The sequence below is a fragment of the Cytobacillus gottheilii genome (assembly GCF_001636345.1).
Taxonomy (GTDB): Bacteria; Bacillota; Bacilli; order Bacillales; family Cytobacillaceae; genus Cytobacillus; species Cytobacillus gottheilii.
In genome coordinates, this window is sequence record NZ_KV440945.1 from 3,382,639 (window position 1) to 3,407,807 (window position 25,169).

General features: G+C 34.1%; 30 protein-coding genes, 1 pseudogene and 1 riboswitch. Of the genes and pseudogenes, 15 read left to right on the forward strand and 16 right to left on the reverse strand.

The window, feature by feature from the left end:
• The first annotated feature begins 51 nt into the window (after positions 1-51).
• Positions 52-252, forward strand: a complete 201-nt coding sequence (locus A6754_RS16305; RefSeq protein WP_066448125.1) for a hypothetical protein — start codon at positions 52-54, stop codon at positions 250-252.
• A gap of 399 nt (positions 253-651) precedes the next feature.
• Here the strand turns inward: A6754_RS16305 and A6754_RS16310 are convergent, their stop codons facing one another.
• Both A6754_RS16310 and A6754_RS16315 read right to left on the reverse strand, forming a co-directional pair.
• Positions 652-1,278 carry an NUDIX hydrolase gene (locus A6754_RS16310; RefSeq protein ID WP_066448128.1) on the reverse strand — a complete coding sequence of 209 codons (627 nt, stop codon included), beginning with the start codon at positions 1,276-1,278 and terminating at the stop codon, positions 652-654.
• Between the two features lie 99 nt (positions 1,279-1,377).
• On the reverse strand, positions 1,378-2,337 hold the full coding sequence (locus A6754_RS16315) for an MBL fold metallo-hydrolase (protein WP_066448131.1): 960 nt from the start codon (positions 2,335-2,337) through the stop codon (positions 1,378-1,380).
• A 332-nt stretch (positions 2,338-2,669) separates the two neighbouring features.
• On the opposite strand from A6754_RS16315, the gene A6754_RS22470 reads away from it, so the two are divergent.
• From A6754_RS22470 to A6754_RS16350, 8 genes are all read left to right on the forward strand, one after another.
• On the forward strand, positions 2,670-2,843 hold the full coding sequence (locus tag A6754_RS22470) for a YjfB family protein (RefSeq protein ID WP_082851713.1): 174 nt from the start codon (positions 2,670-2,672) through the stop codon (positions 2,841-2,843).
• A gap of 170 nt (positions 2,844-3,013) precedes the next feature.
• The gene (locus A6754_RS16320; protein WP_066448135.1) at positions 3,014-3,457 is read left to right on the forward strand and encodes a YrvL family regulatory protein; all 444 of its coding nucleotides are present in this window, start codon (positions 3,014-3,016) and stop codon (positions 3,455-3,457) included.
• A gap of 301 nt (positions 3,458-3,758) precedes the next feature.
• Entirely contained in the window at positions 3,759-4,667 is a 909-nt protein-coding gene (locus A6754_RS16325) for an EamA family transporter (RefSeq protein WP_066448138.1), read from the forward strand.
• Between the two features lie 74 nt (positions 4,668-4,741).
• Entirely contained in the window at positions 4,742-5,203 is a 462-nt protein-coding gene (locus A6754_RS16330) for a GNAT family N-acetyltransferase (protein WP_066448141.1), read from the forward strand.
• A 357-nt stretch (positions 5,204-5,560) separates the two neighbouring features.
• Positions 5,561-5,647: riboswitch (cyclic di-GMP riboswitch) on the forward strand.
• Positions 5,648-5,680: 33 nt separating this feature from the next.
• Positions 5,681-6,043, forward strand: a complete 363-nt coding sequence (locus A6754_RS16335; protein WP_306806928.1) for a response regulator — start codon at positions 5,681-5,683, stop codon at positions 6,041-6,043.
• A gap of 74 nt (positions 6,044-6,117) precedes the next feature.
• The gene (locus tag A6754_RS16340; protein WP_066448144.1) at positions 6,118-6,417 is read left to right on the forward strand and encodes a DUF2642 domain-containing protein; all 300 of its coding nucleotides are present in this window, start codon (positions 6,118-6,120) and stop codon (positions 6,415-6,417) included.
• Between the two features lie 204 nt (positions 6,418-6,621).
• Complete coding sequence (locus A6754_RS16345; RefSeq protein WP_257298271.1) at positions 6,622-6,900, forward strand: hypothetical protein; 279 nt, start codon at positions 6,622-6,624, stop codon at positions 6,898-6,900.
• A 168-nt stretch (positions 6,901-7,068) separates the two neighbouring features.
• The gene (locus tag A6754_RS16350) at positions 7,069-8,106 is read left to right on the forward strand and encodes a DUF3231 family protein (protein ID WP_257298273.1); all 1,038 of its coding nucleotides are present in this window, start codon (positions 7,069-7,071) and stop codon (positions 8,104-8,106) included.
• A gap of 112 nt (positions 8,107-8,218) precedes the next feature.
• On the opposite strand, the gene A6754_RS16355 is transcribed toward A6754_RS16350, so the two are convergent.
• The 4 genes and pseudogenes from A6754_RS16355 to A6754_RS16370 form a co-directional block, all read right to left on the reverse strand.
• Positions 8,219-8,722: a DUF421 domain-containing protein gene (locus tag A6754_RS16355; protein ID WP_066448151.1), complete on the reverse strand. Its 504-nt coding sequence runs from the start codon at positions 8,720-8,722 to the stop codon at positions 8,219-8,221.
• 213 nt (positions 8,723-8,935) lie between these two features.
• Entirely contained in the window at positions 8,936-10,108 is a 1,173-nt protein-coding gene (gene yhbH, locus A6754_RS16360) for a sporulation protein YhbH (RefSeq protein ID WP_066448154.1), read from the reverse strand.
• Between the two features lie 322 nt (positions 10,109-10,430).
• Positions 10,431-10,619, reverse strand: a complete 189-nt coding sequence (locus A6754_RS16365; protein WP_066448160.1) for a hypothetical protein — start codon at positions 10,617-10,619, stop codon at positions 10,431-10,433.
• Positions 10,620-10,675: 56 nt separating this feature from the next.
• Positions 10,676-11,713, reverse strand: a pseudogene (locus tag A6754_RS16370) (protein prkA); the annotation flags it as partial.
• 391 nt (positions 11,714-12,104) lie between these two features.
• On the opposite strand from A6754_RS16370, the gene A6754_RS16375 reads away from it, so the two are divergent.
• Positions 12,105-12,671, forward strand: coding sequence for a DUF4352 domain-containing protein (locus tag A6754_RS16375; protein WP_066448164.1), 567 nt, complete (start codon positions 12,105-12,107; stop codon positions 12,669-12,671).
• A gap of 208 nt (positions 12,672-12,879) precedes the next feature.
• Here the strand turns inward: A6754_RS16375 and A6754_RS16380 are convergent, their stop codons facing one another.
• Together A6754_RS16380 and A6754_RS16385 are read right to left on the reverse strand one after the other, a co-directional pair.
• Complete coding sequence (locus A6754_RS16380) at positions 12,880-13,173, reverse strand: hypothetical protein (RefSeq protein WP_066448166.1); 294 nt, start codon at positions 13,171-13,173, stop codon at positions 12,880-12,882.
• A gap of 450 nt (positions 13,174-13,623) precedes the next feature.
• On the reverse strand, positions 13,624-15,273 hold the full coding sequence (locus A6754_RS16385) for a phage/plasmid primase, P4 family (protein ID WP_066448168.1): 1,650 nt from the start codon (positions 15,271-15,273) through the stop codon (positions 13,624-13,626).
• A gap of 195 nt (positions 15,274-15,468) precedes the next feature.
• Here A6754_RS16385 and A6754_RS16390 point away from each other — a divergent pair, with 195 nt between their 5' ends.
• Positions 15,469-16,173 carry a helix-turn-helix domain-containing protein gene (locus A6754_RS16390; protein WP_066448171.1) on the forward strand — a complete coding sequence of 235 codons (705 nt, stop codon included), beginning with the start codon at positions 15,469-15,471 and terminating at the stop codon, positions 16,171-16,173.
• Positions 16,174-16,241: 68 nt separating this feature from the next.
• Here A6754_RS16390 and A6754_RS16395 read toward each other — a convergent pair whose 3' ends face one another.
• The 4 genes from A6754_RS16395 to A6754_RS16410 all read right to left on the reverse strand — a co-directional run bounded on the left by A6754_RS16395 (position 16,242) and on the right by A6754_RS16410 (position 19,856).
• Positions 16,242-16,580: a hypothetical protein gene (locus A6754_RS16395; protein WP_066448173.1), complete on the reverse strand. Its 339-nt coding sequence runs from the start codon at positions 16,578-16,580 to the stop codon at positions 16,242-16,244.
• A 265-nt stretch (positions 16,581-16,845) separates the two neighbouring features.
• Entirely contained in the window at positions 16,846-17,256 is a 411-nt protein-coding gene (locus tag A6754_RS16400) for a GNAT family N-acetyltransferase (RefSeq protein ID WP_066448176.1), read from the reverse strand.
• A gap of 309 nt (positions 17,257-17,565) precedes the next feature.
• Entirely contained in the window at positions 17,566-19,083 is a 1,518-nt protein-coding gene (locus A6754_RS16405) for an SIR2 family NAD-dependent protein deacylase (protein WP_066448183.1), read from the reverse strand.
• A 95-nt stretch (positions 19,084-19,178) separates the two neighbouring features.
• Positions 19,179-19,856 carry a hypothetical protein gene (locus tag A6754_RS16410; RefSeq protein ID WP_066448185.1) on the reverse strand — a complete coding sequence of 226 codons (678 nt, stop codon included), beginning with the start codon at positions 19,854-19,856 and terminating at the stop codon, positions 19,179-19,181.
• Between the two features lie 204 nt (positions 19,857-20,060).
• Here A6754_RS16410 and A6754_RS23250 point away from each other — a divergent pair, with 204 nt between their 5' ends.
• From A6754_RS23250 to A6754_RS16425, 3 genes are all read left to right on the forward strand, one after another.
• Positions 20,061-20,606, forward strand: coding sequence for a GNAT family N-acetyltransferase (locus tag A6754_RS23250; protein ID WP_066448187.1), 546 nt, complete (start codon positions 20,061-20,063; stop codon positions 20,604-20,606).
• A 16-nt stretch (positions 20,607-20,622) separates the two neighbouring features.
• Positions 20,623-20,943: a helix-turn-helix domain-containing protein gene (locus tag A6754_RS16420; protein WP_066448189.1), complete on the forward strand. Its 321-nt coding sequence runs from the start codon at positions 20,623-20,625 to the stop codon at positions 20,941-20,943.
• Positions 20,944-21,099: 156 nt separating this feature from the next.
• Positions 21,100-21,372 carry a helix-turn-helix domain-containing protein gene (locus A6754_RS16425; protein ID WP_082851715.1) on the forward strand — a complete coding sequence of 91 codons (273 nt, stop codon included), beginning with the start codon at positions 21,100-21,102 and terminating at the stop codon, positions 21,370-21,372.
• A gap of 115 nt (positions 21,373-21,487) precedes the next feature.
• Here A6754_RS16425 and A6754_RS16430 read toward each other — a convergent pair whose 3' ends face one another.
• The 4 genes from A6754_RS16430 to dcm all read right to left on the reverse strand — a co-directional run bounded on the left by A6754_RS16430 (position 21,488) and on the right by dcm (position 24,705).
• On the reverse strand, positions 21,488-21,829 hold the full coding sequence (locus tag A6754_RS16430) for a hypothetical protein (protein ID WP_066448199.1): 342 nt from the start codon (positions 21,827-21,829) through the stop codon (positions 21,488-21,490).
• A gap of 379 nt (positions 21,830-22,208) precedes the next feature.
• On the reverse strand, positions 22,209-22,511 hold the full coding sequence (locus A6754_RS16440; RefSeq protein ID WP_066448207.1) for a DUF960 family protein: 303 nt from the start codon (positions 22,509-22,511) through the stop codon (positions 22,209-22,211).
• A gap of 54 nt (positions 22,512-22,565) precedes the next feature.
• Positions 22,566-23,732: a type II restriction endonuclease gene (locus tag A6754_RS16445; protein ID WP_066448210.1), complete on the reverse strand. Its 1,167-nt coding sequence runs from the start codon at positions 23,730-23,732 to the stop codon at positions 22,566-22,568.
• Positions 23,719-24,705, reverse strand: coding sequence for a DNA (cytosine-5-)-methyltransferase (gene dcm / locus A6754_RS16450; protein WP_066448213.1), 987 nt, complete (start codon positions 24,703-24,705; stop codon positions 23,719-23,721). The genes A6754_RS16445 and dcm overlap by 14 nt, the downstream gene beginning before the upstream one ends.
• 128 nt (positions 24,706-24,833) lie before the next feature.
• On the opposite strand from dcm, the gene A6754_RS16455 reads away from it, so the two are divergent.
• Positions 24,834-25,121: a hypothetical protein gene (locus tag A6754_RS16455; RefSeq protein WP_066448218.1), complete on the forward strand. Its 288-nt coding sequence runs from the start codon at positions 24,834-24,836 to the stop codon at positions 25,119-25,121.
• Positions 25,122-25,169 lie beyond the last annotated feature (48 nt).

Consider the following 25,169-nt stretch of genomic DNA (forward strand, 5'->3'; position numbering starts at 1 on the left):
GTTATTTATTTTACCCTTACTTTATAAACTCATAGAATGGATGGTGCGATGATGACAAACAGCAAATTAAATAAATCCGAAAAGAAAAATGTAAACATTGGAACAAATGTATCATTAAATGGGTTAGTGACTGCTGTTTTTGATAACATGGTCCACGTCCAAATCGGCGCTAAAATTGTAACCGTACAAATGAAGGATTTATTAAACGGTACAATTCTTCAAACACAGCAGACAAAGACACCATCTCAATAAGACTAACAGATTTACTTGTGAGGTGCTGAACGGTACAGCATAGACAGTCTCATGAGGTTACAAAATTGCATTATCAAAAGGCTTAGAGACTTCACTAAGCCTTTTTTTCATGGGTGCTGTTGTTTGGTTAGCTTTTGATGAATATAAGCGGAGAAATTTCCCTTATTTGAGAAAAAGCACTGAAAACAGCAAAAATAGAAGGAGAAATTCCGACTATTCCCCAAAATTATATGAAAATAACGGTTTTTTCTAAGCATAACCGGAAAATCTCCGCTTATTTACCCCAAAATGAGCTCCATTCTGCGTTTAACCGGAATTTCTCCGTTTATTTATGAAGAGAGCTGCCTCATTATTTACGCTCCAACTCAAAACTAGGGGAAGCATATCACTCCCCCCTTTTTACTGGCTCTTTTGAATGATCTCCAGGAAATGGTGCAGAATTCTCGCCGTTAATCCCCAAATCACTTTATCGTCCCAATAATAAAAATACTCATCCATGGCCCGTGTTTGCCAGTCATAATTCTCTCCGCCTGCTATGGAAGAGAACGGAAAGCTGGCTTCAGGCTCCACCCGGAAATTCACTTTATATACCTTCGGCTTTAGCTCCTGCAGTTTTTGCAGGGGCACTGTAAAGACCTCTTCCACCTCAAGATGGTTAGGACTTAAGACAGTTGAAGTAAGATCAATAAAACCAGCATAAGGATAAATAATGGTACCAAAAGGAGAAATCATATAATCCAGCGGAAAAATATTAGTGATCGAGCTTTCCTCGATCCCCAGCTCTTCAGATGTTTCACGTATGGCTGTGTAAGCCTCATCTCGATCAGCAGAATCAGCTCTACCGCCCGGAAAACAAATTTCCCCAGGCTGCCTTCTCATTTTTAATGAGCGCACCTCAAATAAAATATGCAAACCATCCTCTTTTTTCACTAGTGGCAGCAGAACGGAATATTTATAGAATTTCTCACTGCCAAGAATAACAGGCGTTCTTTCTCGCAAATGATTTAGTATATCATTCATTTCCATAATCTCACCTCCGCGATTGGAGTACCTGCATAATTGGATATTCATTAAGTATAGTCATACTTTCATCACAGTAGCCATTCATCTGTTCGCAGTTAGCAACTATTGTGCCTTACTCAATCGTTCAATGATTCCCATTGCGCTTACATCCATATCTAATTTTAATAAACGCAGAACCTCAGACTGTATTGAAACCTCTTTTTGTGCGATTTCATCCGTAACAAGCTCCAGCATTTTTTCAGACAGAAGATTTGTTTTTCCCGGGAAATCTATTTCAGGATTTTCCGTCATTACCCTTTTCCCTAATTCCATAAACTGCTGCAGCCAATAAGCTATTTGCTGGAACACATTTTGCGGATTTTCCGTCATACTATAATGACCAAAATAAATCCGTTCTGGTTTAAGCGCCTGCAAGCGCTCAGCAGAACGCAGCATATCTTCCTCATTAAATTGGCTTGGCGATGTTGATGGCAAATATAGCTCCAATCCTTTTTTCAAAAGCTGCGGGTAACATACACCAATTGTATCTCCAGTAAAAATACCATTACTGAGAGAATCGTGAATGGAAAAATGATGCTTTGCATGTCCTGGTGTATCGTAGAACGTAAGCGTTCTGCCATTGCCAATATCCAAAGTTTCTCCATCGTTTTTACTGATCAGCCTTTGTTCATCAATTGGTACAATTGGATCGAAAAGACGATCAAAGTCATCACCATAGACTGCCTTAGCTCCCTTAATTAAGCGTTCGGGGTCAGCTAAATGGCGCTTGCCGCGCGGATGCACATATACTGTGGCATTTGGGCAGTTCTGCAAAAAGAGACCCGTACCTCCGGCGTGATCCAAATGAATATGTGTTACAATGATATTTTTCACATCTTCTAACCCAATCCCTAATTCGTTTAACCCCTGCTTTAAAAATGGGATAGAAGGACTCGCACTTGTTTCAATAATTGTGATGTCCCCTCCAGTTAACACGTATGCTCCTGTTCTACCCCACTGGTTTAAGTCATTTAAGTCTATTATATAAACTCCCTTGCCTAAATCTGCTACACGCTGTTCCAATTATGACTCCTCCTTCTGTTTAAAACCTCTTCATTGCCTTTATTATATAGCAGTAATTTCCTGTAATAAAAACATCTGATTCTGGGTAAATAAAAAATAAGTGGAGTTAGATTTATCAATACTATTTCACATTTCGACACAATACGACAAATACCGACAATTACCAGTAGAAATTTGTCGCTTTTTCAAGTATAGTTTACGTATAAGATTTGGTTGGTAAGCCATTGATCTTATTCCTATTCACAGAGTCACTTGGGCTCTGTGCTTTTTTTTTGCATTTTTTCCTTCATTTTTCTTCTCCCTTTCCGATACAAGAGAAAGGGGTGAAAATTTTGGATATCGCAGCATTATCTATGGCCTTAAGTCAATCATCCGCATCCCAGTCAGCAGGCATTCTCTTAACCAAAAAGGCATTAGACACAGCTGAGTGCAACAGTGCCCAGCTGCTGAAAATGATTGAAGCCCCGCATCCAAATCTCGGCGGCACAATCGACGTAAAAGCATAAGAAGTTTTTGACCATTCAATCGTCGGGTTGAATGGTTTTTATTTGGATAGATGATTCCTGGTACAAAAAATAACCGCTGGTCGTACAAAGTATTACAGTCTAATGAAACCAATTGACACCTTTTTCCGTATATTATTTAAAAATATGATCTTAACAAAAAGGATGTTTCGATGTCAGAGCCAAACCGCCCTTTTAAAGAAGAATCAAAATCTACGAAGTTTTTTATAATCGTTACAATGAGCTTATTATTGCTTGGTGCCGTTGGTTTTGTGGTCGCTGGTTATTATTTTGGTATATTAGGGCTGTTTAATATCCTGGGTATTCATTATGAATCCCTTTTTTCCCTATTCCTTTTCGTTCTCTTTTATTTTCTGCTTGGCATTATTGGTGATATCGTTCTAAAGGCTTTTAATATTTTAATGAAAGCAGCAGGAATAACGGGGAAATTTTCATTTAGTGCCGGCATACTTCTTTTTTCCGTTCTGATCAACTGGGCAATCATATCTGTTATCAATTTACTAATGGACTCTATTGAAATTGCTGCTGTAACAGGAATGGTTCTCGCACTTATCATTTCCATTATTGAAATGGCACTTGATAGTCCTGATAATTAAGAAAATTTGCCGATTGGCTAGTCATAGAAAGGACACAGACGTTCATTTTAGCTGCATTTACTAAAATGAACGTCTACTTTGAGCCTTTCTTCTGTTTTCCTCCTTTTCACTTTCTGTAATATAAAAAAAGTTCATAACCACTTGAATTAATGTTTAAATTGCGCTATGATACTTAACGGTAATTTCATACTAAAATTATTTGTTTGTGGATTTTTCTAGAGATACTCTACTTTTCGCCACACAATTGTCTATACGGGCAATTGTGTGGCTTTTTTATTTTACTGGAAAGAAGGAGATTTATATGAAAAGCTGGCATTATGCTTTACTCGTTTTCCTGGGAGGCTGCAGCTTCGGTATACTGTCTACATTTGTTAAGCTTGCCTATGCAGCAGGCTTTACGATGCCGCAGGTGTCTGGGAGCCAAGTATTCTTTGGCACTGTCATTATCTGGACTATCGCGTTATTTGCAAAAAAAATAAAAATTACCATGCTTCAAGCAGGTAAATTACTGGGTGCTGGCATTCCGACCGGATTAACAGGCGTTTTTTACTATCAATGTCTGCAGACAGTTAACGCTTCACTCGCTATTATTTTCTTATTCCAATTTATATGGATTGGCACATTAATTGAATGGATCGTTTATAAACGAAAACCTTCAAAATTAAAAGTTATATCTATCATTATTTTGCTTGCAGGATCGCTTTTAGCTGCTGGACTAATCTCAGGGAACATTCAGTCCATATCAGGAGAAGGTGCTATGTGGGGACTGTTATCTGCCGTGACATTCTCATTATTCATCTTTCTTAGCGGAGTTGTTGGCAAGGAGTTGCCTGCCATTCAGAAAAGTGCCTTATTGGCAACAGGCAGCATGATTACGGTATTTATTTTATTTCCGCCGCTCTTTATATTCGATCCACCCGTTTTGTTTAGTTTAGCTCCATATGGACTTTTACTAGGTATATTTGGGGTCGTACTGCCGCCGCTGCTATTTTCTATTGGCATGCCGCATGTAGGACCAGGTCTGGGAACGATTTTAACGGCATCCGAACTGCCCGTTGCAGTGGTATTATCAGCAGCCGTCTTATCAGAACATGTCGGCTTCCTGCAATGGACGGGTGTATTAATCATCTTAGCCGGAATTATGATCGGCAATAAAAGCAGTATCCAGCCAAAAATCATAAAGCCATATGAACTAAACAGCCAGGGTTAATAACCTTGGCTGTTTTTTAAAGGATATTCATCTCAGCTTGTAGAATAATTTTTTCAACAAGAAAGGAGAATACAATGAGAATCAGACTAGCTGATGCAGATGATATCCAACAGTTAATTCAAATGAGATGGGACTTCACTATTGAACATGATGAAAGCAAAAAAAGCTCATCCTTTCAGGAATTTGAGACTGAATGCCGCTCCTTTTTAGAAAGAGCACTCCTCAATCAGCAGTGGTTTATTTGGATTGCAGAGGAGCAGGGGAAAATTCTTTCTCATATTTATATTGAATGCATCCACAAGGTTCCCCGTCCAGGGAGAATCACGTACCCTTTCGCCTATATGACAAATGTATATACACTTCCAGAATATCGGCAAAAGGGAATTGGCAGCAAACTCTTACATGCTATCCATGATTGGACCAAGGAAAACAAATATGAATTTGTGCTTGTTTGGCCAAGTGATGAAGCCATCGAATTTTATAAAAGAAGTGGATATGAAGATCTTACGGAACCTTTAATTTATTATCCAAAATAAAAAACATCCCTATAAATTTTTAAAACTAAGTCTTCTTCCATCCGTAAACAGCCTCCAACCCGTTTATGAGCCCTAATCCAGAGGTTGAAAAAACATGGCTAAACCCAAACAATAGGAATGCCACTGAACTAAACAAACTCCTTGTCCCCTTTGAGGATAACCACATGAATGCTTTTGTCGTTTCGGATAAAGTAAACTCTCCTAAGAATAATACCATTGAAGTAACTCATGCTCTTTGCTGATTTTTCAAGGCTGTCGAAAGACGGCTTTTTTTATTTTAACTGAAGGCAAATCTTTTCAAATATTCGTAATAAGAAAAAAGTCGCAAATTGTCGAAATAGAAAACACGTGCTAAAATACCTATAACGGCAAATTTTACGAAAGTAAAAGACGCAAAGCCACGGACCTAAGGCACAGATTTGCTAAGGCAGCCGGGTTACCAAGATGACTGATCTTGTAAAAAAGGAGTAAAAAGAAATGATGCATTATAAAGTATTAATTGCTGATGACTCAATGTTTATGCGCCAGCTGCTTAAAAAAGCAATTTCAAGTGACCGTTACACTGTCATTGGAGAAGCTGCAAATGGAAAAGAAGCCATTAAGTTATTTAAAAGAATGTCACCTGATATTGTCTTGCTTGACTTAACAATGGATGGAATTAACGGAATGACTGCTTTAAAAGAAATTAGGCGGATTGATTCCCGCGCAAATGTAATCATTTGCTCAGCGATGGGCCAATCAAAAATAATCATTGAAGCTCTTCAAAATGGAGCAAAAGACTTTGTCGTCAAGCCCTTTTTTAACGAACTTCTGCCAGCATTAGATAAAGTAATTAAATAAGCTTAGTTTAAGGTTGTGACAGGCACGGTTTATACTCCTCTTTACATAAAGTAATAATAAAGGGGGAATATGGCTTGTATCCTTATTTATATCGAAACCAAACCGAAAGCGTACCGCCCGGACAATATAAATATTCAAACAACCTTCCAGTCATAATGAATCAATTATCACCAAACTCAACCATGAGTACAGAGCCTGTATTTTTAGATCACCTGCTTATGAATATCGGAAGAAAAATTAAAGTGGTGACAATTAATGAAAAACTAGAAGGCATATTAACCGGGGTGGCTATTGATCATATTCAACTGACCATTGACCATTTGAATTATCATATTCGTTTTCAGCATATCACTTACTTTGTCGGAAAACCGTAGTTATTTAACTGAAAAGAATAGAAAATGAAGAGTCTGAGAGGACTCTTTTTTATCGTAAATTTACAGTACCAATACAATTCAACCTTGATTTTTATGGTAAAATTTACATATCATTATTTTCGAGGTGATTATATGACTTATTTCTTTAACTTTCTTCTAGCCATTTTTCTTACTGCTTCATCTTATTTTATTGGAAGCATCCTTTTGAAAAATAACATCACGATATTAGCGGCTATTATTATTGGCGCTTCCGTCGTATCCTTAGGTTTCATAACTGAAAAGCTTGGAGCACCGATTTGGTTAATTGTTCTCGTTCCATTTCCAGTTGGCATGACCCTGCTCTACTTATTTCTGAAAGAACCCTTTCATATCTGGCTCATTACCTACATGACAACTTTGGCATTATATACAGTTATTCATGTCATTATGAGCTACTTTTTTAAATTCAATTCGTTGATACCAGCTTGGAAGCTGAGGGTATAAGGATATAGAATTTTCGAAGGGACACGTGCTTGCTACATATAAGAATAATGGCACTAAGGTTTGCAAATACAGGAAAGTATATAAAATTTTTAAAGGTAAAGGAAGCTACAGGAATAAATAATAATCCATCGGTAATCCTAACAAAAAATCTACAAAAGGGGATTTATTATGGATTTAAATCCAATGGATATTTTAAAGCCTATTCATTTAAGTTCAGACTCATTAAGTGAAAATGCACCTTTAACAGCGGTTGAAATGGGTAAGCTTTGGGCTACTTATACAGGCAACAGCATGTCTCAGCAAATCCTCACTTATTTTCTTCACCATTGTGACGATGAAGATATTAAAATTCTGCTGGAAAATGGAATTGCTTTGACGAAGGATTTCATGGAGCGGATCGAATATTTTTTTAAGAAAAGTCATTTCCCGATCCCGAAAGGATTTACAGAAGATGACGTTAACTATGGTGCTCCGAGGCTTTATGATGATACATTTTATGTTCACTACCTGAAATATGCTTCCAAGGCGGGAATGAGCATTTATGCCGTTGCGATTCCTTTAATTATGAGGAAAGATATCAATCAGTTTTTTACTTATTGCAACAATTGTGCCGTGGCGTTATTAGATCAAATTAATACCGTCTTAGCTGAAAAAAAATTAATAGCAAGACCACCTATGATTCCTATTCCAGAAAACAACGATTTTATTCAGAAACAAAATTACTTGGCAGGTTTTATCGGAGACATACGACCTCTTCATGCTTTAGAAATCTCTCACCTTTATGACAATATTGAAAATAACACAACAAGCAAAACATTATTATTAGGGTTTTACCAGGTGGTTAGAGATGAAAAGATTAAAGCTTTGTTTAAACGCGGGTTAGACATGACCGAAAAATCAGTGAAGCAATTCATGGAGAAACTGCATGTTGAAAATTTGCAGACACCATCTCATCTTGATCATTTAGTTACAACATCCACATACCCGCCTTTTTCAGATAAAATTATGCTCTTTCATAAGGTAGATATGTTTTCTATTAAAATAAGATCATTTGCGAACTCTATAGCAGTAAATGGACGAAGGGATATCGCTCTAATGTATGGGCGAAACCTCATGAATGTTGGATTGTTTGTTGATGATGGGGCAAACATTCTCATTGATCACGGCTGGATGGAATCACCTCCGAAAGCCTATGATCGGACTTAAGTTCATTACCGTATGCCAACTGTAGAACTTTCAATCATAAAACAACTATAAACAGCCTTCTTATTTCATATAGGAAGGCTGTATTTGTGAATTTAAGTGGGTTGATTTTCGACTATTTCACATTCGCAAGCGTAGACTCTCCAGCTTTATCTGTTTTTTGAATTACAGAAATACTTCCATCTGCTTCTAGCACTATCGCTTCTACCTGCCCCATCGAAGATATGCCATTGGACCTTGCAGCCTGGAGGATTTCTACCTTTAGCACCCTTTTCCTTTTCATCACATCATGAAGATAATGATCATCTCGATATAAAAATGCTGGTTCTGATTTAATCAGGCTTCTTACTATCCCAGATCTTACCGAAAAGAAAGCAAGAAAATATTGCAATACAATCAAGATAAAGAATGCCGAGAGTCCCTCTGCAAGGGACACATCCTTACTTAGCAGGATTGTTGCCAGCGTCGATCCAAGTGCAACGGTAACGACCAAGTCAAAAGCATCCATTTTTGAAAGTGTCCGTTTTCCTGAAACTCTTAGGAACAGAACCAGTCCAGCATATGCAAAAACCCCAATTAAAATCGTCCTGCCTACCGTTTCCCAATCATTAAAAAACATCATATCACCCTTATAACAATTAATAATAGAATTTGTCAGTTGGACGGTTTTACATCCTTCACTGTAAAAATTGTTTACTTTATAACCTGTACCCCATTTTAAGAGAGTTATTGCATGACAAGGTAAAAAGTAAGGTGAACAATAATAAAACCCGGACAGACCGCTGATCTGCCGGGTTTAGTAATATGGGATTTGCTTTAGATAAAACTCTATTTAAGCATACTTCTTATTCTCTTCATTATTGCTGAAAAAGGCTTTCATTGCATGAAATACATCCGCTTTTTGCTTTAAAATATAATGGCGGAAATGTTCGTTTTTAATATTTTTATAGGCGGACATAAGAGTGGAATGGCGGTTATATTGGTTAACTTCCCCATATCCGAACATATTGGATTTTTTTATAAGTTCTTCGACGAGTTTGACGCAGCGGGCATTGTCTGAGGTAAGATTATCGCCATCTGAGAAGTGAAATGGATAGATGTTGAATTGAGCTGGGTTATATTTTGCATCAATGAGTTCGAGTGCTTTTCGGTAAACGGAAGAACATATGGTACCTCCGCTTTCCCCTTTAGAGAAAAAGTCTTCTTCAGAGACCACTTTTGCCTCTGTATGATGGGCAATAAATTCGATTTCCACTGTTTCATATTTAGTGCGCAGGAAACGGGTCATCCAGAAGAAGAAGCTTCTTGCCATATATTTCTCCCAAATGCCCATGGAACCGCTCGTATCCATCATCGCAAGCACAACGGCTTTTGATTCTGGTTTAACAACCTCGTTCCAAGTCTTAAATTTCAAATCCTCCTGATAAATCGGGTGGAAAGAAGCTTTGCCTGCCATCGCATTTCGTTTAAACGCCGTCATCATGGTGCGTTTTTTATCAATATTGCCCATTAACCCCGTTTTGCGGATGTCATTAAATTCAATATTTTCAACGAGCTGCTCTTGGTTTTCTTTTTTCTTCAAGTTAGGCAGCTCTAAGTGCTGAAAGAGTGCCTCTTCAATTTCCATCATGGAAACTTCAGCCTCAAAGTAATCCTCTCCCGCCTGGTCTCCTGCACCCTGACCTTTGCCTGGACCTTTTTGTCTTTGAGAACCATCACGGGCAACCACATCACCAATTTTGCTTTCACCGTCACCTTGACCAACATGCTTATTCTTGTCATAGTTATAGCGAATTTTGTATTCATCCAATGATCTAATCGGGATTTTGACAACTTCCCTCCCATTCGACATGACGATATTTTCTTCGGTGATCAGGTCAGGTAAATTATTGCGAATCGCATCCTGTACTCTATCCTGATGACGCTGCTGATCATCATGACCTTTGCGATGGAGGGTCCAATCTTCCTGGGAAATCACAAACTGATGGTTATTGGCCTCGTTCACATTAAATCCCTCCTTTTTAAACTGGCGAAAAAATGGAGCAAACACTTCGTAAACCTGCTGTACAATTGCTTAAAAATTTCTTCACTTTTCATGCACATTTAATATGCTGCTTACATACTATATTCCGAGTGTCAAATAAGATATTTCACCATAGAAGGCAGTAATAACAGCTATCTTAACATTTCTTGACCATATTAAAAATGGTGTATTACTTCATCATATGCAATGAGACAAAATAATTTACAAATTATTTCGACAATAGTACATGAAAATCTATTTTGGACAAGCCTAAATATTATTTTAGGGAAAATAAAACCTTCGCTTACGAACGGCGAAGGTTTTTATCTGCTTCTTTATATTGGACGGGGTCAGGCACTTTTTGATCTTCCTTTAATTCCTTGTTAGTGCGTAGATTCTCCATTTGGTTTCCGAGGTTCTTCATTTCTTCCACATTCTCAGCCATTGAACTATTGCGCGGTTTAAAGTTTTTATCAAGCTCATACTTTTTCATGCTATCACCTCAAGTATTCTTTACCCTTGAGCAGGACAGCCTCAAACATAAGCTTTTTATCGATTTAATAAGCTTCCCACATACTTGAGAAGTTCATTTGCAGATGATGAATTATAGCCATGTTCATCGATAAGGCGTGCGACTACCTCATTTACCTTTTTCAGCTGCTGTTCATCTGGTGTCTTTGAAGAAGTGGTGATTTTCACGACATCCTTTAGATCAGCGAAGAGCTTTTTCTGGATCGCTTCACGAAGACGATCATGTGAATTATAATCAAATCGCTTTCCTTTGCGGGCATAAGCCGAGATTCGGATGAGGATCTCTTCACGGAATGCCTTTTTCGCATTTTCCGAAATACCAATTTGCTCTTCAATCGACCGCATTAATTTTTCATCTGGATTAATTTCTTCACCAGTCAGCGGGTCACGAAGTTTTACTTTATTGCAGTATGCTTCAACATTATCAAGATAGTTTTCCATTAATGTTTTTGCAGACTCTTCGTATGAATACACAAATGCTTTTTGCACTTCTTTTTTCGCAATGTCATCATATTCTTTCCTGGCCAGAGAGATAAAGTTTAAATATCTTTCCTTTTGTTCCGCTGTAATTGAAGGGTGCTGATCAAGCCCTTCTTTTAAAGAACGCAGGACATCCAGTGCGTTGATAGACGTAATATTCTTGCGGATGATGGTCGATGAGATTCGATTGATCACATAACGCGGATCAATGCCGCTCATTCCTTCATCACTATGCTCTTTTTTCAATTCTTCTACATCTGCAAGCGCATAGCCTTCTACATTTTCACCATCATATAGGCGCATCTTCTTAACTAAATCAATATCCCCTTTTTTCGGGTCTTTGAGTCTCGTTAAAATCGTAAACATGGCTGCAACCTTTAATGTATGCGGAGCAATATGCACTTCAGATACATCACTTTCGCGAATCATTTTTTCATATATTTTTTCTTCTTCCGTTACTTTTAGGTTATATGGAATCGGCATGACGATGATTCTGGAATGAAGCGCCTCATTCTTTTTATTAGAGATGAATGAGCGATACTCTGTTTCATTCGTATGGGCAACAATTAATTCATTGATAGTGGTATCATATCTACTAAAATATAAAAATATGTGTTTTTCAGTAGTTTTACAATATCCTTGATAAATTATACATATTAAAGCCAGTAAAATTTAATTATCAGTATTCAATCAGTTTCTGGTACTAAAAAGAAAATTATATATCTCCTTTAAATTAGCAGTCTATTCTCATCATGATTTAGAAATCACACAACGTAATATTGCTTAAAGACAAGGATTATAGATACAATCCTAAATTCATATTCATTGATAAAATCAGAGAAATTAAATTAAAGGTGATTGTATGTAACCTAATATTTAGAAAAAATGTAATTTTCCATGTATTAGTGTATACTAATCTACGGAAGTTAAAAATACACAATTTTACCGGTATAAGGAGTGCGATTCTGTGAAAGCGAAATTATTTGTTGGACTTTTTATGATTTTACTATTGATAGGTTGTAACGAAGAAACAAATACGGCACCACAAAAAAATAGTGAACAGGAAATACTCGGAAATAAGGAACAGGAACTAAGTGAGAATAAGGAACATATTATTTCTTTAGGAGAGGAATTTACATATAATAAACGCTTAGGTAGAGATGGTAATGTTAAAGCCACATTAAAAGTAATGGTAGATAATGTTAGACTTGTTGATGGGGATGATGAGCGCTATGATTATATAGCAATGGATCTTTCTGTGGAAAATATTGGGGACAAAGAAGCGAATTTTTTATCATTAAATCAATGCAGAATTTATGATGGAAATGGTAAGGAAATAGTTCCACTTGCTTTTCAACCCAATTCTGAATATGATACTTATTCTCCAGCAGACCTTCGCCCAGGTGGTAAAAATGTGGGGACAGATGTAATTGCTGTTAATAAGGGAACTGGCGCTGATAATATTAAGGAAATCCTTTTTTCTGAAAATGATGGTGACTTTCCTGGAGATAAATTTGTAGTTAATGTTAAATAAGGATTAAATTCAAAATATAACGGGGGAAATTTTAATCCTTTTCAATAAAGAGTGCGTTAGTTTAATATTCAAATTCCAAAATAATGACAAAAGGACTTAGTTCATAAAGCAAACTAAGTCCTTTTATAAGTCAAAATAATAGTTGTGATTGTAGTAACTGTTTAACTGTCACTATTTTGCTGTTGAAAATACTTTTTCAATTATTGTACTACTGAACTGAAGAGTTTTGTTCTCCACTGGCTAATCGTTTTTGTTTCATTAACAGCACTTTTGCAATTAATGAATGGATATCTTGATCTGTCTCTTTTACTTCACGGGATTGTTTGAATATCTTAATTGTTCCATGACTACCTTCAAGCGTTTTTATTTCCTCAACTTGTTGGGTAATTGTCTTCTCTTTCTCTGGAATACAAGTATCTTTTATTTCAATCCCTCCCCTTGAAGCCACTATATGCGCTTCAAAGGGATTTATTTCTTGTAATGTTTTTGCTAGTTCATTCATAACATATGCCTCCAATTGGAGACTATGTATATAGTGTTTTGATGTAGTGTTTTGAGATACGATAGTCTGTTTATTTTTATTATTGTAAAAAGTAATACGTTAAAAAGTTGAAATTCCTGTTAAAATGGGATTAATCCCACATAGAATCTTCAAAACGGGATTATCTAAATTATTGATAATACTGGCTTCCCAATGAATATAATTAGTAATATCCTGAAAATCCTGTTTTACAAGACCATAAAAATAATATTTAAAATGGTTCAATAACTAATAACTAATAACTAATAACTAATAATTAATCTTCACGAAAAAAACGGGATTTAAAGGATTTAATTGTACAAAACCAATTATATCAAGGGTTTATCTATCCATTATTAATTTCCAAAACGGGATTTCCCATGGATAAACGAGAGAAAGTGGGATGTAATCAACAACTCACTTTCTTCTCAGTTAGTTAACCTCTAGTAAATTAAATCTTTCATCTCTTAGTTTTTCTTTTAGTTCAGAATCTAATTTTGAATACCAATCAAATTCCAAAACTTTCGCTGGGTCAATCATAATTCCTTTCCAACCCTTGAATCTAGTTTTAGGAATACGAATATCACGGTCTTCACCTGTTTCAACCTTATAACGTTGACGTATGATATTTGTTGTCTCACGCTTCCTTTTAGATTTTTGGTCTAATTCATTTAAACAATAGGCATTGTAAATATCCGTAAATAGCGATGGTGAAATATAAGCACCTTCGTTAGTAACACACATATCTTCCACAAATGAAACAACACTGTCTGTTGACTTAGTAAATCTAGCACTACATTTCTTTATTTCTTCGCTTACAAAAACCTTCATACCGTTATCCAATACATCTCCTAAAGAATTAATTGCTTTAGTGATAATATAATCAATATCAAATAAGAATATCTTATTTAGCAACAACTCGTCTTTTTCATGTTTTTGATAGTTTTTCTTAACATAGATGTAATTGATACGGTTACTAATAGAAGCGGATGCTTCATTCATGATAGGCGGTAAATTTGAAGCAAATACAAATGTCGCAGTATTAATTAACTCCGTTGCATTTTCATACAATCCACGGGTGTTAATCGGTTCCCCATCACAGAGACTTTTAAATTGACTTAAATCTCCAATGGTTGATGGTGACATCTCCCCTGCCACATTTACTGTTTTCCCACGTAGCGTTACGACATACTCACTATTCTTTTTAGTAAGTTGTTCAAAAGAGGTTGCAACCATCATATCCCCTGAAAGAGGTAATGTGAACAATGATTTAAATAATACTGATTTTCCAGAATCTGAATCACCACTCATCAATAGATGTCCATTTTTCACATTATACAAACTATACCCTAGACCTGCTATTTCCCAAATTGTTCTTCGGCTGTCTTGATCAGGAACTAGCGTTTCAAAAAAACTTTCAAAGATAACAGATTTTTTACTATTATCATAGTTTCCTTTTAATTGTGAAAATGTAAATATAGATGGGGTATGTTCTATCAGTTTTCGCTCAACCGTATCAAACAAGCCATTCTTACAGTTAATGTATCGCACTTCCAGTGAAAGAATTTCTACTGGTGCAACTACTCTTTCATCCTTCATAATAGAATGTGTAATATATTTATCTAAAGTAGGGTTAAAAAGATCATAGCCATTTGGCAGTTCTTTTTTTATTAACATCCCTATTTTTTTTGGACTACTACGCTTGTAATATCCCTCTTCATAAACATATAAAACATCTTCTACAACAAAAATGTGATATTTACTAAGGATATAATCTACTAGTAGATCCCTTTTAATATAAAGATTTTTTTTGCTATCACGGTCCATAAAAGGTGGTATATCTTCGAATTCAAAAGAATCCATACTAGGAATTTGATTTCTAATCTCCATCCACCCTTCAATTTTATGCTTTATCGCCCCCATTTTCTTTTCTTCCACCATTTTAAGAATCTCATTATTACTTAATTTACTAAGAAAAGTTCTATTATCCACCACTTCTAAAGTGCTGCAATCGTTCTTTTCTGTTTGTAATAATCCTAAATCCTCTGTTTTAAAGTTTTCCATTTGTTTTGTCTTTGTCATTTTATATCCTCCCTTATTGGAAGGGATATATTTTGATGTAGTATTCTGATGGCACCCTTATTTTTTGAGACTAGATTTAACTAACCTCTGATATCATCATAGATGAATTTACACATCTTGTAAAGACCAAACAGATTTTTTATTTTACAAAAACGACAAAACAGGATAGAATTGATAAAAAAAGGGGGAATTATTTTGAATAATGAAAGATTAATGATTGGTGATAGATTGAATCATCTATTGGATATTAACGGGATGGTTGATAAAGATAGACTCTTAGAAGAATTTGGCTTTGCAAAGTCTAGCCTTCAAAAATATCTTACTAACGTAAGACGCCCTTCGTTAGAAGACATTATTGATTTAGCAAACATCTTTAATACCTCTGTTGACTATTTGGTACAAAATACGGACTACCTTCTTGATACTTGGGATTATGAGTTTCTAGATGAATTTGAAGAGTTTGCAAAAGAAAAAGTTATTATGTATTTTAGTGATAGAAATAACTATACACTGACAAACCAAGAGACTAGGCATGTTCTTTTATTCGGATTAGTGTTTAATACAATATGTAATGGGCGTACATTAGAAGATTTTAATGGTGAAGAAAAAGAGCAATTCATTGCGACAATTAATACTTTGGTTGAAATTTGCTTAAGTGTATTTGAAACACCAAAAAGCCCTAATTTTAATATTGCTGAACTTCAATTATTAAAAGAGAACATACAACTTTTTAACGATGGAGATTATAATTTTACTAATGAGCATATTATTGATAATTTGGAGACAAATACACAATTAGAGAGGTCTGAAAAAATATCCTTACTAAAATCCTACTTACAGCAAAATATCGCCACAACACAGAGGGCAATCAATTTACTTACTGAACTAGAGGGAGAATAAATAAAAGGCAAAACAGCGTTTATTTCATAGTATGCTGTTTTGCTTTTTTTATCATAGACATATTGAAATCACTCAATGCTACACATATTTACTTTTGTTTTAACACTAATGAATAGTACAGTTTGTTTTTTCGGGCCAATAAAAAAATAATCCTTAATAGATAAACTATATATGCCGTTATTACCTAAAAAATCATTGGTACCATTCATTCTCATTAAAACTAACTTACCAAATCTAATAACAAAAATATTTACCGGATTGCACTTGCGGGTTATAAAGATAATCGTATTATCTAATTCAGAAATTCCACTACCCTCACTTGTTAATGTAATATCTAATTCTAAATTTCCGTCTTCAAGATTTAAAATTTCACCTTCATATATCCCTTCTTCATTAAGATTGTGCATAATAATCAACTCCTGTTAAGTTTCATTTACTGAAAACTTAACGCGCATCTGAATCATCTTCAAGTTAACTTCACTAATATCTTGAAAAAAACCATATTTCGATGATTCCCTTGTTCAACTTTTTCCTCCGTTACTTTAAGTATTTATTTTCACAAACTTTCAAGATAGTTGATGAATCTTCAAAAAAACGTAGCACCATATTATTGATGCTACGCTTTTTGTATTTTATTCTTAAATGACTATATAAATCTTTGAATGAATCTCTCTAACTTAACTTTGCAAATGCTACTAAAGAACCCTTATCGCAAGATTGGAAACCGTTCTTTTCATAAAAATGTCTTACATCAGGGGCTTCTTCTGTTAATAAAACTTTTTGGCGAACATTTTTATATTTCTTCAGAACCTGTTGAAGCATTTGAGAAGCAATTCCTTGATTTTGATACGCATTTAACACAAGAATATCTTGAATATAGATAATTGTTAATCCATCACCAATAATACGAATTAACCCAACTAATTCTTCACCATTCCAAGCAGATATAACTTCTAATGACTGTTCTATTGCCAGTTGAAGAACTTCTAAATCTTTTGTATAAGCATACCATTCTACATCATTATATAATCGTTCTAATTGTTCTCTATTTATATTTTTACTATTATTGAAATTTATCGTCATTCATTTTTCCTCCTCAAAATATATTAATTTGAAGAGTTGAACCATAATTTAACCACTGTCTAATACCTCCTTTCGATTTATTGCCGTAAATTATTATTTATTACTACTTCGACATAATTCATCATACTCCTACTTACTACCAATAAATTACTATATTGCTAACCCGCCCCATTAGTTGAAGAAGAGAATTATACTTTCTTATTTCAAAAAAGAGGTAGGAGATACCCCACTATTAGAATAAATTTGCAAATCTCAAATAGTTACAACTAACCAAATGCAATTACATGGTTTGGTTTAATTATAGTAAATCTAGTCCTCAAATGGCTTATTGAATGACTTTGGCAATGATTCCATCATCCTTGATAAGATTTGATCACTTGAATTATTTCGACCCAATCTAGGGAAACCAGACTTTTTTAATCTTTGTTGTCTTTTTATTGGGTGTTCATATATAGTTGATCCTTCCCATGCTTTATCTAAATATCCTTTAATGAACTTTTGAGTATCTTCATCTAGTTCTTCAAAATCTAAACTTCTTTCAACCCAAGACGTTACATGCACCCTAAAACTATCAGTTATTTTTCTACCCCAAGATAATAGTCTTTCAGTTGCAAAAGCCACTGCGTATATATAAATATCTTCAGGAACACCTTTAACATGAATATGTAAACGATTGAATATATCGTTCTCGTTTTCTCTCACATTTGCTGTTGTCATAAGTAATATCACGAGTTCCACCCTGAGTTTCTTATCAGATATATATAGGTTAAATGCAGCACTTTTCAATGCTTCTGACTCTGCTTCATTTGAGCATTTAACTATTAACTTTCTAAAGATATTTAAAACTTCACTTTCCAAATCTTTAGGTATCAATGATTGATCCATTATTGCTCTAAACTTTGAACAAGCATCTTTAAATTCATCTCTATCAACTATTCTATCGAGGGACTCTATCTCCAATGGAGATACCACTCTTTGTGTAGCAGGAACTAAAGGTCTAAAGATATCATTGATTTGTTGTTCATGTTTCTGCAGCATTGTTTGGGTAACAAACTCTTGTAAAAACTTCTCAAAGGCTTCTTGGTTAGTTTTACATTCAGGAAATTCAATTAATGGATTTATCAAATGAATTCCAAATTGATTACAGCGTTCTTCTATTTCCTTACTATGTTCATATACAAGCATATAAGATTTCGGCATTTTACCTTTAAAAACGTTTTGAATTTCCGTTAAAATTTCATGTATATTCTTGTCTCTTAAACTGTAACCAATAAAGAATAATCGCTTTGCCAATAAATCTGATTTCAATCTGATATTTAAGAAATGATCTGTATCTTGCATTCTTTTTTCATAATCTTGTTGCGAAAATACAACTGATTCTGGTAAAGACAAGTCCCCATGATATTTTATATACAAACGATCACCGGGCTTAGAATTCGAAAAGTCCTCAATAGACTTTATAAGTTTAAATTTTCGTCCATACTTTTCAAAACATTTTTCCATAACGTTGTCTTGGTTTGTTGTATATATAACGCCCGTTCCAAGACTCATTACGGCTAAATGCGCATAGCCTAATTTGTCTGAGAAGTTCTCAATATAAAACCTTTGTTTCAAAAAGTCACACAACTGTTGTTTTGAATAACAATCAACGTATTTCTGTGCCACTTTTAAATGGTCTGTCTCCTCCGTATTTACTTCTTTTGCTAAAGCGGTAATAATTGAATCCCAATCATATTTTAATTGTGGTACAGAGCAACCTGAACCCAAGAAGGGTACAAGTTTATGGTCTGCTGCCATAAGCGATAATTCTTTAAGTATTTCAGACATCTCACCACATTCCTTTCATTTAATGGCTAAATAATATTCCAATAGGATATTAAAAGTTTAATGAAACTTACCTCACTAATTCCCATTTCTTACTTCTACATATTGTTGAAAATCTCCATAAAAGGATTATACCCTGTCACTATAGTAATAATTGAACTACCTAATCCTATCAATATTATTAGGAAGTTTATAAATTTAATTATGAAATTATTAGAAAAGCGATAGTAAGTAGTATATTTAATTAGTCCACTCCAATATAGAAGGAGAATTGGTATTTGTACAAAAAATTGAACACCCTCTCTTAACCAGATAAAAGGGTTTTTTAATTGTGTCCTAACATCTTCAAGTCTATTTTCTAACCTTCCTATGTATCTTAATAGCACATCATCAATCATTGTGAGGTAATTATGGACTATTTTATTCTGAAGGCTATTATAACTTCTCATTGGGTCTCTTGCTTCATCTCTTAAAGTAGGAAGTGCATTTACGATAATCTGATATGTGTTATATTGAATGTTTGAAAACGGAGGAATAAAACCCTTTGCAATTCCTAATTCCCCAACCTTGGCTTGCATTTTTGGACCTCTCATTGTTAGCCATTCATAGACTTGGTAATCCTCATTGTCTTTGATTAGACTATTACCGTATTCACGAAACTTATTAAGGTACTCGTACGCTTCTTCTAAATTTTTTGATTGAGTACGACCAACACGAACAATCAAAGAAAAACCTATTATCAATAACACTAAAAGCACAATAATATAGTTAATCAATCTTTTCACCTCTATGACACAAATATATTGCTTAACAAAGTCAATTTTTATATTTTTAACGGTGTCTTAAATTCCCAGACACCCCGTTCTTTATTAAATAACTTCAATAATTTGTAAAATTTTTCAGTTTAATTGTACCATAGATTATATAATAATACACAACAAATACGAACATATATTCCGTATAACTACAGGAGGTTTCGAATGAATTTATTTAATCAATTATTTAATAGAAATACTATTTCACCATTAATTCGAAGAAATGATATTGATTTTGAGGTAGAGTACCAGACAGAAATTTTAAAAAGTAGAGGATTTGAAATAATTTCAACCATAGCAAAGGGGAAGTATTCTTTAATTCTATATAGACATTATTATGAAGAAACCCCTAAGGAAGAAGAAAAAATGATTTTCCTTGGAATAAGAATTATAACTAATAAAGGTATTCTACGTCCTGATCCTGTCTTAAAAGCATTCTTTAATGAGGACTTTACTAATATTTCTCTAGCAGATATAGAGATTGAAGAGCATCTTACTAGTCATGGTTACGGAAGCATTCTTTTGAACACATTAATTAAAATTGCAAGAGAGAGGAATATAAATAGCATCACTGGCTGGATCTCCAAAGTTGATAGTGACCATCTCGAAAGATTAATTCACTTCTACAAAAAACACCATTTCGCAGTTGTTTTATTTGAAGATAAAAGTGACAACTTGAGGATTGGTAATCTAGAATGGAAAAGCGTTTAATGGAGGAGGTAATTATATGAATGAACAGTTAAACAATCCTTCATTTGAATGCCTTCTGGAAATTATCATTAGAGATGAAATCTCCAATGTTATAAACAATTTGTTTAACAATAAAGACGATTCGGCAAAGAAATATTTAACTATCAAAGAACTATCCTCATTAACTGGCATTGGTACTTCTATAATACGGCAATTAACACTATCAAGGGCCATGCCTCATAGGGAAGTTAAAACTCGAATAATTTTTGATAAAAATGAGATTCAAGAAACAATCGAGAATTATAAAAAATTTGGTTGGACTAATCCAGATAATCATTGGGATGTAAAAAGCGTTTAGGCTGAAATCGCTAATTTTCATAAAAAGGAGACACCGACTATGATTGATGAAATATTACGGAAAATAATTAGAGAGGAACTTGCCAATTTTTTAAATGAGATAAAAAACTATGATAAAAAAGAGAAAGAAAGTTAATATGGCAGAACTGTCCTAACTATAAAAGAAGCAGCAAATCATTTTCGTACAAGTCCCTCTACAATTTATAGTCTAATGAAAGATGATGGTATGCCTCATTTAAAAATCTCTAGTCGATATTATGTTGTTCTTGAAGAAGCCGAAGCATATCTTTGGAGAGAAACCGCAAAAACTTATGCAGATGAAGGAAATATCTATTGGCAACGAATTTTGCAAAATCTTGATTGGGAAGAAAGAGAAAGAAAAGCAGCATACGAAAAGGCACTGAAGAGGCTTGAAGATAGTACATATTAAACTTTATAATACAAATTAACCCGTAAATACTTGATCAAGGCCTTTAATAACTCACTCACCTCTTCAGCAGAATCAGTTTCCAGTCTGCATAGCATCTCAATAATTCAAGTATTACTCACGATAAGTTTCTCCAACCTGCAAATGGAGAGTTATTAACATATGTTACTAACCAACTTTTTTCATCGGCTTGATATTTTAAATTAAGTGAAACATGATTATACAGTGTTACGCCACCTAAAACTTGTATATAAAGAGTTTGGTTATACACCCTATTCAGGTCATATAAGTCTTTTTCAAGGTGAACTGTAGTTCTATCCTTAACGACTTGTATGTTTATCCTCGGCCTCCATTCCAATTTTCTTTTCTTTTTGATGTTTCTATTAACATATTTCTCAATCGCATTATACTTATGCTCAAAAGTATCACCTACATTAAAAGTGAATTCGAAAAATTCCATAACATTTCCTCCTCAAATATTTATTATCTAGTTGAGAATATACATAGGTTTAATTTTTTCTGTTACGAACAAATACTATGAAATTCATATTTTTAGTAGAATATTAAATATTGAAGTTATTACAAACAAAAGGCTCAGTTCTATTTAATTAGAACTAAGCCTCTTGTATCTCAATTTAATCGTTTTTTAAATCTTTAACTACATTTAACTTTTTCCCAAAATCATATGCCTGAGAATACAATACTTTGCCACACCTCAGACACTGGACATCGCAAAGGCGATCATAGTTAATTTTATCATTAACATTATCTGGGTATTCCTCAACACGAATCACATTAAAAATACCACCACATTCACAAAGCATAAATCACCTCAGATTTTAATATTCTTCAGCCAACATTACTGTAATACAATTTCCGTCATCGATAATGAAAATTTGTCCAACAAACTTATTACTTATGTTCGATATCATTAATTGTTTCCTACATGGTGGCTCTTCTTGGCTATGCTCTACATATGTTGTTTTTCCATTCTGAGATACCGCTATATCAAAAACTTGAAGATAATCTACCACAATATTCTTTTTGAATTCCATAATAGAATCCATCATACCAGTAATTATCTCTGGTTTTACACTTTCTTGAACCCCTTTTGTAATATAAACCTGCTTTGGTTCAAACATAAGTTTCACTCCAATATTTTCACTTAAAAAGAGTACCACGAGGCTTCAAGTATATTAATCAGAATACTTCTCTTTTATAAATCGTATAAATTGCTCTAACGTCCATAATCGCTCTTGATATTCTTTTGGATAATAACCATGTAACGGCTTTGGAACAACAAGGGTTAAATTCTCTTCCTGCATTTCATCCATTTGATTTTTGGATATACCCTGCTGCAATGTTAATAGGTGTTTATGAGGAATTCTATTTGCCTCATTTAAAACTTGCCTCCACCGATCCTTACACGTTGTTTTTGCCCCTAGCATAATCAATTTATTATCAGGATAATCTATATTTTTATATTCCTCGGTTGATGGAAATAAGAAGTCAGGCTTCTTTTTTGCTTCCGTTCTTCCCGGATTATTAAAAGGGAGATTGGCAGAAGTAAAGATATAATTAACATGATTTTCTAGGCTCTTGCCTGCACGACTTTTTCTTCTATTCAACGCCATATTTGCAAATTCAATTAGAGGTTCTATATCCATGAATGGTTTTACCAATTCATTTCTATAAATATATTTCTCTAACATTCTAAAAACGGTATATTCAGTATCCACCCAATTTAATAAATCTTTATCAGGTATGATCACTTTCTTTTTGTGAAAGTTTATAAATATGTCTCTAGACATTTGCGACATTTCAGCAGTTGTTGGAAAATTTTCAATTCCCTCAATTGACTGGTTAATTATATCTTCTAATGTTTGTACCACTTCTATTTCTTGTCCATTTATATTATTGTAAATTGCAAAGTTATTCAGAAGTGATAATGAAAATGTATCAATGAACTCCTCGATTTCTTCTTCTGTATTAAATAAATATACTTTATAGTCGTCAGGAGAAACAGGTATAAAAGCAATTAGTGCCCCTACTGCTTCATTCTTTTCGAAGGGTGTATTTGTCCAAAACTGAGTTATACGGAATTCCTTTTTAGAAGTATAATAAACAACCCTGCTTTCAAATGGTTCCCAATCGTCTATATGTATTTTTACTTGTCTATCTAGAATTCCTATTGAAGGAATTGGTTCATGAAAGAACATATCCCAAGACTTCTTATTTAAATAAACCCCTTCCTGATGTGCTCCATTTATCCCTACGTCATTAGCCGAAATAAACTTACAAAAAAAGCGACCATTTTGATTGGCCGCTTCAATCGCACTAGATAGTGCTTCATTTCCCTGCATGTGCCATCACCCTTTTTTCTTCAACTAGTAGTAGTTCATCGTTTTCAATTGCTTGTATCATTTTTTCAGCAATCAATCGCACGACTGGAACTGCTACACTATTTCCAAATTGTTTATAAGCCGCAGTGTTGCTAACTACAATCTTAAACGTATCTGGAAATCCTTGCAAGCGGGCACATTCTGTTGGTGTTAATCTTCTTGGATTTTTTCCTTCTTGGGGAATAAGAATCTCACTTCCATCCTTATAATACCGTGCAGATAATGTTCTACTATACGAATCTATATCCGCAAGTCCATATCCAAAACCATTCCCTTTTTTAGCATGTTTCTCTTTGTAAGCCTGTAAATACGTCCACAACTTATCAGAAAGAGTATATTTATCCTCTACATTTTCTTCTAAAATAGAACGTAGAGGTGGTCCTTCTTTTGGAATTTTTGGAAATTCAAACTTTAAAGGTTTTTTAAATCCAACTATATATATACGTTCACGGTTTTGCGGAACAAGTCCCTTTGCATTCAAGACTTCTTCATAAACCGTATATCCTAACTCATTTTCTAAAATATTCTTTATTACTTTAAATGTTTTTCCTTTATCATGACTTCTTAGATTTTTCACATTTTCTAATAAGAAGGCTTGTGGCTGTTTTTCCTTAATTATTCGGGCAATATCAAAAAATAGTGTCCCTTGAGTTTCATCAAGAAATCCATGATTTCTTCCTAAAGAGTTTTTCTTTGAAACACCTGCTATACTAAATGGTTGGCAAGGAAATCCCGCAAGAAGTATATCGTGATTAGGAATTTCTTTTTCATCAACAATTCTAATATCACCAACTGGAGTTTCTCCAAAGTTTGCATGGTAGGTTTCTTGTGCTCTTACATCCCATTCACACGAAAAGACACATTGACCATATTCTTCGAACGCTAGACGAATCCCACCGATACCTGCGAACAAGTCAATGAATTTATATAACATAATTTTATCTCCCTTCAACTTGTCCTAGTAAATAATTTTAACATATTTTTTTGTATTTGAATCGACAAATGTGTTAAACTTATTAAGTTACTTTTTTAAATACCCTACAAGAAAGGGTGAAACAAGTGATGAAAATAGCAATTTATTATCAAAAAAGTGAAAAAGAAACCTCTGAACTTGCTGTTAGCCGTATCAATAAATTGATTCAGTTATTAGAAGTCCACCATATAATTAAAGGTGTATTTATTGATAGGCATAATGAGGGCATAGAATTAATGGAATTACTAAATTCTCCAGTATCTGAACTCGACTATATTTATATTAACAAGCCTTTAGAAAATGATTTTGATAGAGAATTAGTAAAACAATTAGTAAAAACAGAACATTTTGAAATTAAGTATTTTAATGAGATATAGCGTTTTTTCGCTATATCTTTTTTATAACCTCCTATTCTCTTTTTAATT